This is a genomic window from Methylocystis sp. Uni0008 (assembly GCF_056838045.1).
In genome coordinates, this window is sequence record NZ_CM166370.1 from 3,839,621 (window position 1) to 3,854,129 (window position 14,509).

The 14,509-nt window shown below is 63.9% G+C and carries 18 protein-coding genes; 10 read left to right on the forward strand and 8 right to left on the reverse strand.

Annotation, left to right across the window (positions count from 1 at the left end; translation table 11 throughout):
- Positions 1-9: 9 nt before the first annotated feature.
- Positions 10-432 (reverse strand): tol-pal system-associated acyl-CoA thioesterase, encoded by a 423-nt coding sequence (gene ybgC / locus AC0X69_RS19010; RefSeq protein ID WP_482609792.1) that lies wholly within the window; start codon positions 430-432, stop codon positions 10-12.
- 164 nt (positions 433-596) lie between these two features.
- Between ybgC and AC0X69_RS19015 the strand changes: the two genes are divergently transcribed.
- Both AC0X69_RS19015 and AC0X69_RS19020 read left to right on the forward strand, forming a co-directional pair.
- Complete coding sequence (locus AC0X69_RS19015; RefSeq protein ID WP_482609794.1) at positions 597-1,256, forward strand: peroxiredoxin; 660 nt, start codon at positions 597-599, stop codon at positions 1,254-1,256.
- A 27-nt stretch (positions 1,257-1,283) separates the two neighbouring features.
- The gene (locus tag AC0X69_RS19020; protein WP_482609796.1) at positions 1,284-2,321 is read left to right on the forward strand and encodes an MBL fold metallo-hydrolase; all 1,038 of its coding nucleotides are present in this window, start codon (positions 1,284-1,286) and stop codon (positions 2,319-2,321) included.
- A 181-nt stretch (positions 2,322-2,502) separates the two neighbouring features.
- Here AC0X69_RS19020 and ruvB read toward each other — a convergent pair whose 3' ends face one another.
- On the reverse strand, positions 2,503-3,558 hold the full coding sequence (ruvB, locus tag AC0X69_RS19025; protein ID WP_482609798.1) for a Holliday junction branch migration DNA helicase RuvB: 1,056 nt from the start codon (positions 3,556-3,558) through the stop codon (positions 2,503-2,505).
- Positions 3,559-3,605: 47 nt separating this feature from the next.
- Here ruvB and AC0X69_RS19030 point away from each other — a divergent pair, with 47 nt between their 5' ends.
- Positions 3,606-4,190 carry a Uma2 family endonuclease gene (locus AC0X69_RS19030; RefSeq protein WP_482609800.1) on the forward strand — a complete coding sequence of 195 codons (585 nt, stop codon included), beginning with the start codon at positions 3,606-3,608 and terminating at the stop codon, positions 4,188-4,190.
- A 10-nt stretch (positions 4,191-4,200) separates the two neighbouring features.
- On the opposite strand, the gene ruvA is transcribed toward AC0X69_RS19030, so the two are convergent.
- The 4 genes from ruvA to AC0X69_RS19050 all read right to left on the reverse strand — a co-directional run bounded on the left by ruvA (position 4,201) and on the right by AC0X69_RS19050 (position 7,275).
- Entirely contained in the window at positions 4,201-4,815 is a 615-nt protein-coding gene (ruvA, locus tag AC0X69_RS19035; RefSeq protein WP_482609802.1) for a Holliday junction branch migration protein RuvA, read from the reverse strand.
- A complete protein-coding gene (gene ruvC, locus AC0X69_RS19040) occupies positions 4,812-5,315 on the reverse strand; it encodes a crossover junction endodeoxyribonuclease RuvC (RefSeq protein WP_482609804.1) in 504 nt (167 codons plus the stop codon). Before ruvC ends, ruvA begins: the two co-directional genes overlap by 4 nt.
- A gap of 56 nt (positions 5,316-5,371) precedes the next feature.
- The gene (locus tag AC0X69_RS19045; protein WP_482609806.1) at positions 5,372-6,535 is read right to left on the reverse strand and encodes a dicarboxylate/amino acid:cation symporter; all 1,164 of its coding nucleotides are present in this window, start codon (positions 6,533-6,535) and stop codon (positions 5,372-5,374) included.
- Between the two features lie 299 nt (positions 6,536-6,834).
- A complete protein-coding gene (locus AC0X69_RS19050; RefSeq protein ID WP_482609808.1) occupies positions 6,835-7,275 on the reverse strand; it encodes an iron-sulfur cluster assembly scaffold protein in 441 nt (146 codons plus the stop codon).
- 250 nt (positions 7,276-7,525) lie between these two features.
- Between AC0X69_RS19050 and folE the strand changes: the two genes are divergently transcribed.
- The 3 genes from folE to AC0X69_RS19065 all read left to right on the forward strand — a co-directional run bounded on the left by folE (position 7,526) and on the right by AC0X69_RS19065 (position 9,729).
- Entirely contained in the window at positions 7,526-8,155 is a 630-nt protein-coding gene (gene folE / locus AC0X69_RS19055; RefSeq protein WP_482609810.1) for a GTP cyclohydrolase I FolE, read from the forward strand.
- On the forward strand, positions 8,155-8,547 hold the full coding sequence (hisI, locus tag AC0X69_RS19060) for a phosphoribosyl-AMP cyclohydrolase (RefSeq protein ID WP_482609812.1): 393 nt from the start codon (positions 8,155-8,157) through the stop codon (positions 8,545-8,547). Before folE ends, hisI begins: the two co-directional genes overlap by 1 nt.
- A gap of 183 nt (positions 8,548-8,730) precedes the next feature.
- Entirely contained in the window at positions 8,731-9,729 is a 999-nt protein-coding gene (locus tag AC0X69_RS19065) for a patatin-like phospholipase family protein (protein ID WP_482609814.1), read from the forward strand.
- A gap of 141 nt (positions 9,730-9,870) precedes the next feature.
- Here the strand turns inward: AC0X69_RS19065 and AC0X69_RS19070 are convergent, their stop codons facing one another.
- Together AC0X69_RS19070 and AC0X69_RS19075 are read right to left on the reverse strand one after the other, a co-directional pair.
- Entirely contained in the window at positions 9,871-10,302 is a 432-nt protein-coding gene (locus AC0X69_RS19070) for a CBS domain-containing protein (protein WP_482609816.1), read from the reverse strand.
- Positions 10,303-10,352: 50 nt separating this feature from the next.
- A complete protein-coding gene (locus tag AC0X69_RS19075; RefSeq protein WP_482609818.1) occupies positions 10,353-11,054 on the reverse strand; it encodes a rhomboid family intramembrane serine protease in 702 nt (233 codons plus the stop codon).
- A 391-nt stretch (positions 11,055-11,445) separates the two neighbouring features.
- Here AC0X69_RS19075 and AC0X69_RS19080 point away from each other — a divergent pair, with 391 nt between their 5' ends.
- From AC0X69_RS19080 to AC0X69_RS19095, 4 genes are all read left to right on the forward strand, one after another.
- Complete coding sequence (locus AC0X69_RS19080) at positions 11,446-11,994, forward strand: PAS domain-containing protein (RefSeq protein WP_482609820.1); 549 nt, start codon at positions 11,446-11,448, stop codon at positions 11,992-11,994.
- Positions 11,995-12,128: 134 nt separating this feature from the next.
- Positions 12,129-12,311 (forward strand): hypothetical protein, encoded by a 183-nt coding sequence (locus tag AC0X69_RS19085; RefSeq protein WP_482609822.1) that lies wholly within the window; start codon positions 12,129-12,131, stop codon positions 12,309-12,311.
- A 389-nt stretch (positions 12,312-12,700) separates the two neighbouring features.
- On the forward strand, positions 12,701-13,600 hold the full coding sequence (locus AC0X69_RS19090; protein WP_482609824.1) for an outer membrane protein: 900 nt from the start codon (positions 12,701-12,703) through the stop codon (positions 13,598-13,600).
- Between the two features lie 163 nt (positions 13,601-13,763).
- On the forward strand, positions 13,764-14,444 hold the full coding sequence (locus AC0X69_RS19095; protein WP_482609826.1) for an autoinducer binding domain-containing protein: 681 nt from the start codon (positions 13,764-13,766) through the stop codon (positions 14,442-14,444).
- Positions 14,445-14,509 lie beyond the last annotated feature (65 nt).

Here is a 14,509-nt window from a genome sequence, read left to right on the forward strand (position 1 = left end):
ATTATACGCCTAATTTGCCAGCAGTCGCTCGAATTTGGCGCGCACCTCAGGCGGCAGGCGGCGCGCTCGGCCGCCTTCGACGCACACGACCCTGACCCTGGCGCGGACAAGCAGTTCCGCATTCCGCAGAACCCGCTGATCAAGCGTGAGCGAGGCGCCCCCAAGCTCGAGCGCCTCGGTTTCGACGGTCAGCTGGTCGTCCATAGTCGCGGGCTTTTGGAAGTCGACGTCCATCGACCGGACGACGAAGAAAATCGGCGCGCCGGCAGCGCCCTCGAGCAGCGCCTTCTGATCGAGGCCGAGGGAACGCAACATCTCGGTGCGCGCCCGCTCCATGAATCGCAGATAAGAGGCGTGATAGACGAGTCCGGAAAAGTCCGTGTCTTCGTAATAGACGCGGACGGACAGGCGTTGAAACGGTTCGATGGGCATTCGGCTTTCGGCTGGGGCTACGTTTCATCGGGAGGCGACAGGCTTGAACGCCGCCGTTCTTGATACCGGGCGCAAGAGTCTCATTTATAAGAGAACGCTCTCAGGCCGCGAAGAGCGTCGCTGGCGCGCCAAGCGCCTCGCAACCATAACGGAGGAGCTTCCACATGTCTTTCCAGATCGGCGACACCGCGCCGGATTTCGAAGCCGACACGACGCAGGGACACATCAAGTTCCATGATTGGATCGGCGATTCCTGGTGCATTCTGTTCTCGCATCCCAAGGACTTCACGCCGGTCTGCACGACCGAACTGGGCTACATGGCCAGACTCGAACCGGAATTTAAACGGCGCAACGTCAAGATCATCGGCTTGAGCGTCGATCCGGTCGACAATCACGCCAAATGGGCGGTCGACATCGAGGAGACTCAGGGCGCGAAGCCGACCTATCCGATGATCGGCGACCCGGACCTGCGCATCTCCAAGCTCTACGGGATGTTGCCCGCGAGCGCCGGCGGCGACGCCAGCGTCAGGACGCCGGCCGACAACCAGACGGTGCGCAATATTTTTGTCATCGGGCCCGACAAGAAGATCAAGCTCATCATGGTCTATCCGATGACGACCGGCCGCAACTTCGATGAAGTTCTCCGAATCATCGACTCGCTGCAATTGACCTCCACCCACAAGGTCGCGACGCCGGTCAATTGGCGGCCGGGCGAAGACGTCATCATCGCCGGTTCGGTCTCCGACGAGGAAGCGAAAAAGATCTATCCGCAGGGCTGGAACGCGCCGCGGCCCTATCTTCGTATTGTTCCGCAACCGAAATGATGCGGGGCGGGCGCAGGAAGGCGCGCGATGATCTTCAGGCAACTGTTCGATAGCGTCTCCAGCACCTACAGCTATCTCCTCGCCGGCAATCGCGGCGGGGAGGCGCTGATCATCGATCCGGTGCTGGAAAAGGTCGACCGCTATCTGCAGCTGATGCGCGAACTCGATGTCCGGCTGGTCAAGTCCGTGGATACGCACACCCACGCCGATCACATCACAGGATCGGGCGCGCTCCGCGATCGCACGCATTGCGTCACGGTGATGGGGGAACACAGCGGCGCGGATGTGGTGTCGATGCGGGTTCGCGAAGGAGACCGCATCCGAATTCCGGGCGTCGAACTCGAAGTCCTCTATACGCCCGGACACACGGATGACTCATACAGCTTCGTGATGGCCGACAGGGTGTTCACCGGCGACACGCTTTTGATCCGCGGCACCGGCCGCACGGATTTCCAGAACGGCGACGCACGGGCGCAGTACGATTCGATTTTCGGCAAATTGTTGAAGCTTCCAGACTCGACGTTTGTCTATCCGGCGCATGACTACAAGGGCGACACCGTCAGCACGATCGGCGAGGAACGCGCGTTCAATCCGCGTTTGCAGGTCAAATCCGTCGACGAATATGTCGCGCTGATGGACAGTCTGCATTTGCCGAACCCAAAAATGATGGATGTGGCGGTGCCGGCGAACAGGCACATCGGGCTGCATCAGGAGGATATCGCCCGGCGCGGCTGGTCGTTCACGCCGCAGGAGGCGCTCGAGATCCTTGGTCAGCCGTCGACCGCACTTGTCGACCTGCGCGAAGCGCGCGAGCGCGACGTCAATGGGGTCATTCCCGGCTCGCTGCACATGCCCTACGACGAACTCGAAGAGAATATTCGCCATGGCGGCCTGCTGCATGAATTGGCGGTCGCCACCGGCAAGCGCATCGTCTTTTATTGCGCCTTCGGCGAGCGCTCGGCGATGGCGGTCGAAGCGGCGCAGGAAGCTGGATTGACGACCGCCCGGCACATCCAGGGCGGTCTCGACGCCTGGATAAAGGCGGGTGGTCCGCTCGCGCGCTGAGTAAGGACAAGCGCGGCAGCTGGAAAGCGCAGCTTGAGGCGCCATATAGGTTTCATGGAGGCGCCCATGGACGCAAAAATTCTAAGCCGCGCGCTGAAGCTCCTTGAACATGCCGGCGAGATCGCCGCCGTTTTGTTATTCGGCGCGATGATCTATTTCGTTCTTACAGCTTGATTGCAAGTTAGTCGTCGCCCTCTCCGAACAATCCGAATTGCGCGGCGGGGCGCGTCGGCTCGGCGAGGCCGAGGTGACGAAAGGCGTGCGCCGTTAAGAGACGCCCGCGCGGCGTGCGCTGCAGGAAGCCCTGCTGCAAAAGAAACGGCTCGATGATGTCTTCGATCGCGTCGCGCGGTTCGGAGAGCGCCGCGGCGATCGTCTCGATCCCCACAGGACCGCCGCCAAAATTGACGGCCACCAGAGTGAGATAGCGGCGGTCCATCACGTCGAGGCCGATCGGATCGACGTCGAGCAGCGACAGCGCGCGATCGGCGAGCTTGCGCGTGATCGAGCCTGCGCCTTCGACGATCGCGAAGTCGCGCACGCGCCGCAGAAGCCGGCCGGCGATGCGCGGCGTGCCGCGTGAGCGACGCGCAATCTCTTTTGCGCCGGCGTCCTCCATGCCGACGCCGAGAACGCGCGCGCCGCGCTTGACGATCAGCTCCAATTCTTCCGGCGTGTAGAAATTCAGCCGAATGGGAATGCCAAAGCGGTCGCGCAGCGGCGTCGTCAGCAAACCCGCGCGCGTCGTCGCGCCGAGGAGGGTGAATTTCGCGAGATCGATCTTCACCGAGCGCGCCGCCGGACCCTCGCCGATGATCAGGTCGAGCTGAAAATCCTCCATCGCCGGATAGAGGATTTCCTCCACCGCCGGATTGAGCCGGTGGATCTCGTCGATGAACAGGACGTCGCGCGGCTCGAGATTGGTGAGCTGCGCCGCGAGATCGCCGGCCTTGGCGATGACGGGGCCGGAAGTCGAGCGAAAGTTGACGCCAAGCTCGCGCGCTACGATCTGCGCCAGCGTTGTCTTGCCCAGTCCTGGCGGGCCGACGAGCAGCACATGGTCGAGCGCGTCGCCGCGCGTCTTGGCGGCCTCGATGAAGACCTTGAGATTGGCGCGCGCCGCTTCCTGGCCGGTGAAGTCCGCGAGCGCCAGCGGGCGCAGCGACGAATCCGCGTCGTCGTCGCGCTGCTCGGGGCTGACAAGGCGCGCGGGCGTGGTCAAACGGGCGGCTCCCATGCGCTGGCGCAGGCGCTATGCTATGATGCGGTAAACGGAGCCGCGCCGTGAATCGCCCGTCCTCGCAGTATGAGTATATGTCCCTCGACGATTTCGAGGAACTTTTGCCCGACAAGCCCGCCAACGAAAAATGGGAGCTGATCGGCGGCCGCGTCGTGCGCATGATGGTCGGCGCGCGCTGGGAGCATAAAAGGATCATCCAAAATCTGACCGTTGCCCTGATGAATGAGTTCCGGGGGCGCGGGTCGGATTGCCGGCCTTTCGACGAGACGTTCTGGCTCAAGGAGCGCTTGCTCGACCTAGCGTGCTTTCCCGATGTGATGGTGAGATGCGGACCGTTGCCTCCCGACGCGACCTCGATTGACGACCCAGTCGTTCTGATCGAGGTCGTCTCGAAAGGCTCGGCCCAGCGCGATCGTTGGGAGAAGTGGGGCCTCTATCAAAGGCTCCCGTCGCTGCAACATTATGTGCTCGTGGAGCGCGATCATCTCGCCGTTGATGTCATCGACCGTGTCGAGGGCGGCTTCTTCGAGCGCCCGAGACTTGGCGCGATAGAAGAGACTCTGAGCCTGCCGGCGATAGAGTTCCAAATGACCCTCGCCGAAATCTACCGCGACGTGATCGCCGCGTAGACGCCGCCGCTCAGCGCGCGAGTTCCCGCAGCCCCTGCCGGATCAGCGCGCCGGCCTCGGCGCCATCGCCCAATTGTTTGAGGCTCTCGGCGACGGCGGCGGCCGCCTGCGGGCGCCCGTAGCCGAGATTGACCAGGGCGGAAATCGCGTCGCGCGCCGCCGATGGCGCGCCTTCCGGCTCCTCCCCGGAGAGCCGAGCGACAGCGGGATCGATGGTGCCGAAAGCCGGCGCCTTGTCTTTCAGCTCCGCCACGATGCGCGCGGCGAGCTTCGGCCCGACTCCCGGCGCACGCGCGACCGCCGTCTTGTCCTGCATCGCGATGGCGGAGGCGAGATCGCTTGCGGAGAGAATCGACAGAATCGCCAGCGCCACTTTCGCGCCGACGCCCTGCACGGTCTGCAGCAGCCGGAACCAGTCGCGCTCCGCCTCGGTCACAAAGCCGAACAGCCTGATCGAATCTTCGCGCACCTGCGTTTCGATGGAAAGCGCGGACGCTTCGCCGGCGCGTGGCAGTTTTTGCAGCGTGCGCGTCGAGCAGTGCACGACATAGCCGACGCCGTTGACGTCGAGGATGACGAAATCCTCGCCATAGGAGTCGATGAGCCCTTTGAGCTTGCCGATCATGCGGATACCCGCAGTCGCGCGCCGCGATGCTGCGCATGGCAGATCGCCACCGCCAGAGCGTCGGCGGCGTCGGCGCTCGTCGCCGCGCTCGCCGGCAGCAGCACGCGCACCATCATCTGCACCTGCGCCTTGTCGGCGTGGCCGGCGCCGACGACGGTCTTCTTCACGAGATTGGCGGCGTATTCGGCGATGAGCAGGCCGGCGAGGGCGGGGGCCGTCAGCGCCACACCGCGCGCCTGTCCCAGCTTCAGGGCCGACTGCGGATCGCGATTGACGAAGGTTTCTTCGATCGCGGCCTCATGCGGCGCATGGTCGGCGATGACGCTCATCAGCCCGTCGTGCAATTGCCGCAGCCGCTCGCCCATGCCGAGCGCTGAATCCGAACGCACGCGTCCGCAGGCGATGAAGGAAAGCCGCGAGCCCTGCGCCTCGATGACGCCCCAGCCGGTGTTGCGCAGGCCGGGATCGATGCCGAGGATGCGAATCGGGGCAGGGGACATGGCGCCAGCGTAGGCGGAAAGCAGCGTTGGGGCGAGTGTTTGCGGCGTTCTGACTCTCAGGGCGGCCGCTCATTCGGCCACTCGCGGGTTTTGCCGTCCAGCAGACAGCTGACCGTTATGTCGCCCATGACGTTGATGGCTGTCCGGCAGCGGTCCAAGAACCAGTCGACGGTGAAGAGCATGGCGATGTAGTCGGTGGGCAGCGCCACCGCCTTGAAGACCATGGTCATTGTCACCAAACCCGCTTCTGGGATGCCAGCGGCCCCGACCGATGCGACGACGGACGTCACAACGACGATGAACTGTTGGCCGAGCGTCAGTTGCATGCCGAGCAGTTGCGCAACGAACAATGCCGACATGGCTTCATAGAGCGCCGTGCCGTCATTGTTGAAGTTCGCGCCGACGAGCGCGCCCATGCTGGCGGACTGTTCGCGCAGCCCGACCTTCTCGTGCAGCCGCGCATAGGTCACTGGCATCGTGGCGGTGGAGCTGCCAGTCGAAAACGCCATCGCCAACGCGTCGCGCACGCCTCGCAGCAGTTCGCGTGGGCGCACCCAGGAGCCGAGCCGCACCCGAATGAGATAGTAGGCGGCTTGCAACGCCAGCGCCGTCAGAACGGCGAGCACAAAGCCTCCTAGAGCGACAAAATCACCAAGACCCCTCACGCCGACGATGCTCGCGACGATGCCGAAAACGGCCAGCGGCACGAGGTCGATGATCCAGTGCAGAATTGTAATCAGGCTGGTCAGCGCCACGTGAACAAGGTCTTCCACGGTGCGCACCTCATGATGGCGCACATTTCTCAGGGCGACGCCGAGCGCCACCGCAATGAAGATAACGCCCATCACCGCGCCATTGTCGGAAAAGGGCCCGCCGATGCTCTTGGGCACGCTGTCCAAGAATTGCGCGAGTGGGTCAGCGGCGGCTGGCGCCTTGGCGGGCTGGCCCGTTGGCGCAGGGCTCGACCATGACCCGGGCTGAAGGACATTGGCGACCAGGAGACCAATGCCGATCGCCACCAGCGTGTTGGTCAACAGCAGCGAGACCAGCCGCAGCGCCTGTCGCCCGCCGAGATGGGCGCGCATCAGCGCCTGCACGATCGCCAGGAGTATTAGAGGAGGGGCAAGCGCGCCCAGGAGCCGCAACACAAGTTTGGCCGGCGTCTCGAGCGCCGCCGCCTGCTCGCCGAGGGTGACGCCGACGACAAGTCCCAGCGCCACGGCTCCCAATATGCGCAGATACAGCGGCGTATCGCGCCACCAGCCCAGGGCGGCTTGCCGGTTGGTCGTCTGTTCCGCTTCTCGAGAGATGAGAAGGTCTCCCTGATTAGTCAGGCCTCCGCCGCAGCCGCTCGCCCGCGGTGAGCATCGAATCCGAGCGCGCGTCGACTGAGGGCTCGAGCCCTGCGCCTCGATGACGCCCAGCCGATATCGCGCAGGCCGGGATCGATGCCGAGGATGCGAATCGGGGCAGGGGTCATGCGCGAGGTTAGGCGCAGAGCGGCGCAAGTGGCTAGCGGTCAGCTAGCGCCAGGGTTCGTCTCCGCCTTCGTCACCGCCTCCGCCACGGCGTCAAACGCCAGCAGGGTCGAGCCGTGCCGGGCCTTGTAGTCGCGCACCGGCTCCAGCACCGCGAGATCGGCCCATTTGCCCGTCGGCGGCGGCCCGTTCTCCTTCAGCATGCGGCGCAGCGCCTCGCGCGCCTCGCGCAGCTCTTGCGGCGTCGAGCCCACCACATTGCGCGCCATGATTGACGCCGACGCCTGACCCAGCGCGCAGGCCTTCAACTCATGCGCGTAGTCCGCCACCTTGCCGTCGCGCAGGCTCACGTCGACGGTGATGGTAGAGCCGCAGAGCTTGGAATGGGCGGAGGCGGTCGCGTCCGGCTGCGGCAGCCGGCCGATGCGCGGAATGTTTCCGGCAAGCTCCAGAATGCGTTGATTATAAATGTTGTTGAGCATCGCCGCGGGCGCATCCAAGCCAAGGCCTTACCATCGCCTTGGTGAAACTCTATATAGGATTTTGCGCGCCTTCGCGAAAGCGGCGGCAGGCGCCGGGGCCGCCAGAGCCCCGAGTAACGTCTCGAATTCTCGCGTGATCTCGAGCCAACCGGAGAGGGCGACGATTTGAGGGACCGCCTCGCGCCACGTGCGAGGCTACAGGTAACGCTGCGCCATGGAACGCGCGCGCCAAGCCATCAGGAGGCTCCACATGGTAGACGTGGTTAAGTCCTTTCCCTTTGACTCGCTCGAGCCGGTTCGAACCGTAGAACGACCCTCCCGCGACGAAGCCGAAGCCGCCGTGCGCACCCTGTTGCGCTGGGCCGGCGACGACCCGGACCGAGAGGGGCTGCGCGACACGCCGCGCCGCGTCGTGAAGGCCTATGAAGAGTTTTTCAGCGGCTATCGGGAGAGCGCCGACGAAGTCCTCTCAAAGGTCTTCGAGGAAGTCGAAGGCTACGACGATCTCGTGCTCGTGCGCGACATTCCCTTCACCTCGCACTGCGAGCACCACGTCGTGCCCTTTCTCGGCAAGGCGCACATCGCCTATTATCCCAACGGCGGCGTGGTCGGCCTGTCGAAGCTCGCCCGGCTCGTCGAGGTGTTCGCGCGCAGGCTCCAGACGCAGGAGGCGATGACGGCGCAGATCGCGACGGCCATCGACGAAGCGCTTGCGCCGCGCGGCGTCGCCGTGATGGTGGAGGCGGAGCACATGTGCATGTCGATGCGGGGCGTGATGAAGCAGGGGTCCTCTACCGTCACGATGCAATTTTCGGGCGTGTTTCGGGACAACCCGACTGAGCAGGCGCATTTCTACACGCTGCTGCGCGGGGCGCGGTGATGTCGCTCGCCTCCAAAAAGGATGTGGAGGAGGGGGTCGTCTTCGCGCCGAGGTTCGACGCGAACGGCCTCATTGTCTGCGTCACGACGGAGGCGGCGACCCGCGAAGTGCTGATGGTCGCCTATATGAACCAACTCGCGCTTGAGAAAACCATCGAGACGGGGGTCGCGCACTATTGGTCGCGGTCGCGGAACGCGCTGTGGCGCAAGGGCGACACCTCCGGCCAGACGCAGAAGGTTGTCGCCTTGCGCGTGGACTGCGACCAGGACGCCCTGCTTCTCGAAGTGGAGGTCGGCGGCGATGGCAGGGCTTGCCATACAGGCAGGAAATCGTGCTTCTACCGGTCGCTCGAGGGCCAGAGGGCTCTGGTGTTCCTGCCCGATGGCGCATAAGCGGGGCTGTTTGGCGGAAAGTTAACCTGGAGGCCACTTTCGAGGCGCAGGCTATCAGCCAATATATCTTCTGCTACTTCACAGCTATGGAGAGAGCGAGCAGGGATGCCGGGTATGTTGTCGCTACGCTCACGCAATTCCGCCAATCGAAATCAAAATAATGAAGCCGATGCGGGCAGCGCCATGACGGACGAACCACAAGCTCCTCCGACCACAATCGTTCGCACGGCGGATACCGAGGCCAAGCGGGAACGACGCGGCCAGCCGACAATCGGACTGGCGCTGGGCGCCGGCGCGGCGCGCGGCTGGTCGCACATCGGCGTGCTGCGCGAGCTGGCCGCCAGCGGCATCAAACCCGACGTGATCGCCGGCACGTCGATCGGCGCGGTCATCGCCGGGTGCTACGCCGCCGGCAAGCTTGACGCCATCGAAGCCTTCGCGCGATCGCTGACCAAGCGGCGCGTCTTCACCCTGATGGATCTCTCTTTTTCCGGCGCGAGCCTCATAACCGGCGAACGGCTGCGGTCCGCCCTGGAGAAGGAGCTCGAAAACGTCGAGATCGAAGATCTGCCGATACCTTTCGCCGCCGTGGCGACGGAAGTCGGCACAGGCCACGAGGTTTGGCTGCAACACGGCGGCCTGTCGCTCGCGATCCGCGCGTCCTATGCGCTGCCCGGCATTTTCGAGCCAGTGCGCATCGGCGACCGCTGGCTCTTCGACGGCGCGCTCGTCAATCCGGTGCCGGTCACCGTGTGCAGGGCGCTCGGCGCTGAATATGTGATCGCCGTGAACGTCACCGCTGACACGATGTATCGCGCGCGCGTCATCCGCGACGATCCCGCCGCCCTCAAACGCGCCGCGGAGGCAGGGCCTTTTGGAGAAAAAGGGGACGTTTCCTTCGCCGATCGATTCCTGCCCCGCTATTTCGATCGTCAGCCGGGCGACGCGCCGAACGTCGCCACCGCGATGATCGACGCCTTCAACATCATCCAGGACCGGATCCTGCGTTCGCGCCTGGCGGGCGACCCGCCTGACGCGACCATCACCGCCCGCATGGAGGAAGTTGGCATGTTCGATTTCCACAAGGCCGAGCAGCTCATCCATGTCGGGCGAGAGGCGACGAAGCGGGCCTTGCCGAACATCTTCGCCCACATTCCCCTGGCGGCCCAGACCGCCCCGTAAAGGTCTCGAAGGTTATCGGCTACGTCGCCCCGTTGGAGAGGTGCGGGAAAGAGCCAAGGTCGCGCGCAAGCAAAGCGACGCGCGCCTGCGATGGCGCAGCCGAGCAAGCCGCTGCGTGGTCACTCCAGGACTGTGCGCAAATCACGCCTGGGCGATATATTCCCGCATCGACCGGTGTTCCTCCTCGATGACGCGGATCCGGTATTTGACCACGTCGCCGATGGAGATGAGACCGACGAGACGGGTTTCCCGCACCACGGGAATGTGTCGGCGCCGTTCGATCGTCATCACCCGCATCGTATTCTCGACCGCGTCTTCTTCTCGGGCCGGGTGAGGATTGGGCTGCATATAGGCCGAAACGCGCTGAGTCATCGCCTGCGGACCGTCGAGCGCTACGGCTGAAACGATGTCGCGTTCGGCGATCAATCCGATCAGTCGGCCATTGTCGTCCAGAACGACCAAGGCGCCGATCCTGTAGCGCATCATCAGCTGGGCGGCCTGTTGAAGCGTCGTTTCGGGGCTCGCAGTCACCACCTCTCTTCCTTTTTCTGCGAGTATGTTCGAGATCGTCATCTGGTCCTCCTCTCGCTTTTCGGTCGGGCGCTCTCGCCAGCCGAAAAGCTCTACTGCGAACTCAAGGCGCGTTGGCCTGCGCGGTCGAAGAAGCTGAAAAAGAGCAGGCCGAACAGAAATCCTCCCACATGCGCCTCCCAAGCGATGGCGCTCGATACCCCGGCCGCCTGCGGAAATGCGCCAAGAAGCAAGTTCACCGCGAGCCATGCAACGAGGAAAAACATCGCCTGTCGATTGAGCGGCAGTTGCGACAGCGAAGTGGAATTCGATCCCTCGTCGTATGGTGCGCTGCGCCTCCTGTCCGCCAGGCGCGCTCCTGGCGTAAATGCAAAACGCACAATCGCCCCCATTGTTCCTGAGATTGCGCCTGATGCGCCGACGACTGGCGCGAGTTCGTATGGGTGCAGCGCAAGAAAGAGCAGCGCGCCTGCAAAAGAGCTGGCGGCGAGAAACAGGAGATAGCGCGCGGAGCCGAAGCGCCGCTCGACCGGCGTGCCGAAGGCGGCCAGCGCCAATATGTTGACGATGAGATGCGTCCAGTCGCCATGCAGGAAGAAGTAGCTCAGCATGGTGGCGTATTCGGCGCCGCCTTCGGCCGTCACGCGCGCGGGGATAAAAGCGAATGTCGCCAACAGCCAGTTCGAGAACTCCACAGGACCGTAAGCGAGGACGAACTGCGTGGCCGTCAGCGCGATGATGAACGCCTTCGTGACTTTCGGAAGATTGAATATGCGTTCTCGTCTCTCGGTCACTTTGGCCCCTGTTCTCTTGCCGCTTCTCTTGCGGCTTCTCTCGCCGCTTCTCTTGCCGCGCGACGCCAGCGCAGCCTCGATGCTAATCTAGCGCGATCCGTTTGCGAGAGCGCCGAAGCGTTTGGGCAGCGTCCCGACCGTTTGGGAGACCGTCCCGATTTGAACCGTAAGGGCAGGGAAAACAGCGCCGCTCAGCGCCAGCGCGCCTCTCTAAGAAACTTGAGATCGCTTCAGCTTATTTGATTTAGCTCATTTTTTCTGCGCGGGGCGGCCGAACGGTCCCCGATGGACGCCGTTGGCACGGCGACTGCTCTCTCACCGACGGATGGCGCGCTCCGGGGGGACGTGTGCCAATCCGAGGCGGGGGCGCAACAAGCGTCGGGCGAGTGGAATGAGACTGTCGGTCACCAGGAACCTTCATGACTATTGGGATCGCTTGAAGGGCGAGCGGTCGGCGCCGGATCGCGCTGAAATCGATCCGGTCGCGATTCGCCATATTCTTCCCGACACATTCATCATCGAAGTGGATTTCGAACAGCGCTTTCCGCTCCGTCTTTGCGGCGCGCGGGTCAATGCTCTCTGGCAGCGCGACCAGAAGGGTCGTCCCTTTCTCGGCTGGTGGAGATCGGCGAGCGAATCTGAAGTGGCCGAAAGCATCCGCCTGGTCGTCGACGACGAAACGCCCGTTGTGGCCAGCGTTCGGGCCGGGGCGCAGGGCTGGTGCGCCGGGGAGTTCGAACTCCTGCTTCTGCCCTTGCGTCATTTCGGGAAGAGCCGTTCACGCATTCTAGGGTCGCTTGCGCCCGCGCATGCGTTCGATTCTCCCGTGGGCCTGCTCGATTTTGTTGCAGCGCGCGCGCTGGACGAAAGGGCGGCGGAAGTCTCGAAGTCGGGGTGGCTTCGCAGCCCGGCCGGGCGCATGGCCGCCTACAACGGATAGTTCCGCAGCTGGTTACGACGCAAAGCTTGCTTGAATTTCATTAAACGACGCAGAGGCCGGCGATTTCGCCGGCGGAAATCGGCGAGCGGGCCGTCGTTCACCTCGACGAGATTGGCCGATTCGTCGGCGTCGCCGTGCGGCAGACGGATTCAGGCTTCACGATCGCCGTCAATCGGTTTCCGGTAGGACGCGACGGGCTCGCCGACCAGTTGACCTGGCTCGCCACCGGCGCGCCTCCGGCCTTCCCGAGGATCGACGCGACGAACGGATCACGCCTCTTTGCGGCGCAGCATCCGGAGGCTGCCGGATGGGCATGAACTGATCGCCAGGATCAGGGACGTTTCGCCCTCAGCCGTCTCGATCGATACCGAGGCGCGCCCCGCGAGCGCCGACAAGATCGTCATGGATCGACGCGCGCCGTCGTCGTCCTCCCTTACCAATGCGGCATTGCCGCGGCTTTCGACCCTCCTTTCGCCGTGGCCGAGATCGACGAGTCGACCCGGCTCTGAAGCCTTTGATGACGCTGGTTGTGGCGCCGGCGCCACACCCATCGAGATTCCGAACCAGCAGGTGCGAAAAGCGGGGCTTTTGCGTTGACTGTGCGCGGCCTTGACTGATTGAGTGCACTGCATGGCGAGCGATCGCTGAAAGCTTCAAGAAGGCAGTTCGGGCGAAGGTTTTGCGCCTCAAAGCAACGAGGGTACTGATGAAAAAAGCTCTTTCCGTCGCCGCTCTGGCGTTTGCGCTGACGGGCTCGGCTTTGGCGGCCGATCTTCCCAGCTACAAGGCTCCCCCGCCGCCTCTGCTGCCGCCCCCGCCGCTGTGGGCCGGTTTCTACGTCGGTCTGAACGCTGGCGGCACCTGGGGCAACAACAACAACATCTACGTCACCTCGGTGCCGATCTTCCGCACGCCGGGCCTGGGACCCATCCTGTTCTCCAACGCTGCGGCGCTTGGCGGAACCGGCGTGTTCAGCTCAAATGCGGCCGGTTTCATCGGCGGCGGCCAGATCGGCTATAACTGGCAGTTCTACGGCGGCAAGCTGGTCGCCGGCGTCGAGGCCGACATCCAGGGCATCGCCTACAGCAACAACAACCGCAACTATATCGCCGCGGTTCCGGCCATCGGCCCGTTCAGCGTCGTCACGGCGATGTCGGCCAGGAAGAGCCTGGACTATCTCGGCACCGTCCGCGGCCGCCTCGGCTGGCTGTTCACGCCGACGTTGCTCGCCTACGGCACCGGCGGTCTCGCTTATGGCGGCGTGAATCTGAACGTCGCAGGCTTCCAGGGCGTTACGCCGGACTTCCCGCCCTTCGCGACGATCGGTTTCCCGGGCGGCTCGTTCTCTGACACGCGCGTCGGCTGGACCGCGGGCGGCGGACTTGAGTGGATGTTCATGCCGCAGTGGAGCGCCAAGGTCGAATATCTCTATTACGACCTCGGTTCCGTCCGCACCCCGGGCGGTCTGACCACGAGAACTTTCGCTGGCGCTCTCCTGTGGGCCAACGCGACGGAAGTCAGCGCTCGGTTCAACGGCAACATCGTCCGCGCCGGCGTGAACTATCACTTCAATTGGGGCGCTGCTCCGATCGTCGCGAAATACTGATCAATCTGATCCATTCAGATGAAAAGCCCGGCCGATTGGCCGGGCTTTTTGCTTGAGGGTTCTGCTGAGCCATTTCGCCCGACGCGCGGCTAGGCCGCATTGTCAGGCTTTCCGACCCGCGATATCAGAATCCATATTAGTTCCGGTTGGATAGGCGTCCGGCGTGTATTGCGAAGATGTTTTCGATCTCATCGATCGGCTCGCGCGCGCCGACAGACTGCCGATTCGCAACGGCTTCCTTGACGAGTTCCAGCGAGCGGCGGGCGTCTCCAATGTCGCTTACGTCGCTTTCAACCTCCCGACGCGTCGCGCCGACCAGCCGTTGCTTTCGGCTGCGCACGCCGCGTCGTGGCGAAAATCCTTTGCGCAGGCCGCGCGCGTCGACGTCGAGCCTGTTCTTCGCGCAGGCCTCGGCGGGATCGCGCCCGTGGACTGGCGCGTTCTGGATCGCGATGATCCGATCGTTCGCAAACTCCTGGGCGAAGCTCTGGATCTCGACGTCAGCGGCGATGGCGTGTCCATCCCATTGAGCGGGCGAAAGGGCGAATACGCGCTGTTCAGCGCATGTCTCGACGACAGCCCGCTGACGCGGCCGCGCCATGAGCTGATGCGCCGGATCATGGCGATGAGCGCCATTCTTCACGCGAAGGTGCGGGACGCCTGCGTTGCCGAAAGGCTCGACGTCGCGTTGTCGGGACGCGAACTGGCCTGTCTGCGTCTCAAGGCTGGGGGAAAGAGCGACGACGAGATTGGTCACGGCCTCGGCGTCAGCTCAAATGCGGCGCGCCTCTGGCTGGAGACCGCTGTGAGTGCCGATCGTAAACTCCCCAAATGTGCCGATTGAAAAATCCCCAGTTTTCGTGACGCCCGGCCTTCCAGGGCATGCCCTGGAAGGCCGGGCGGCGCCGA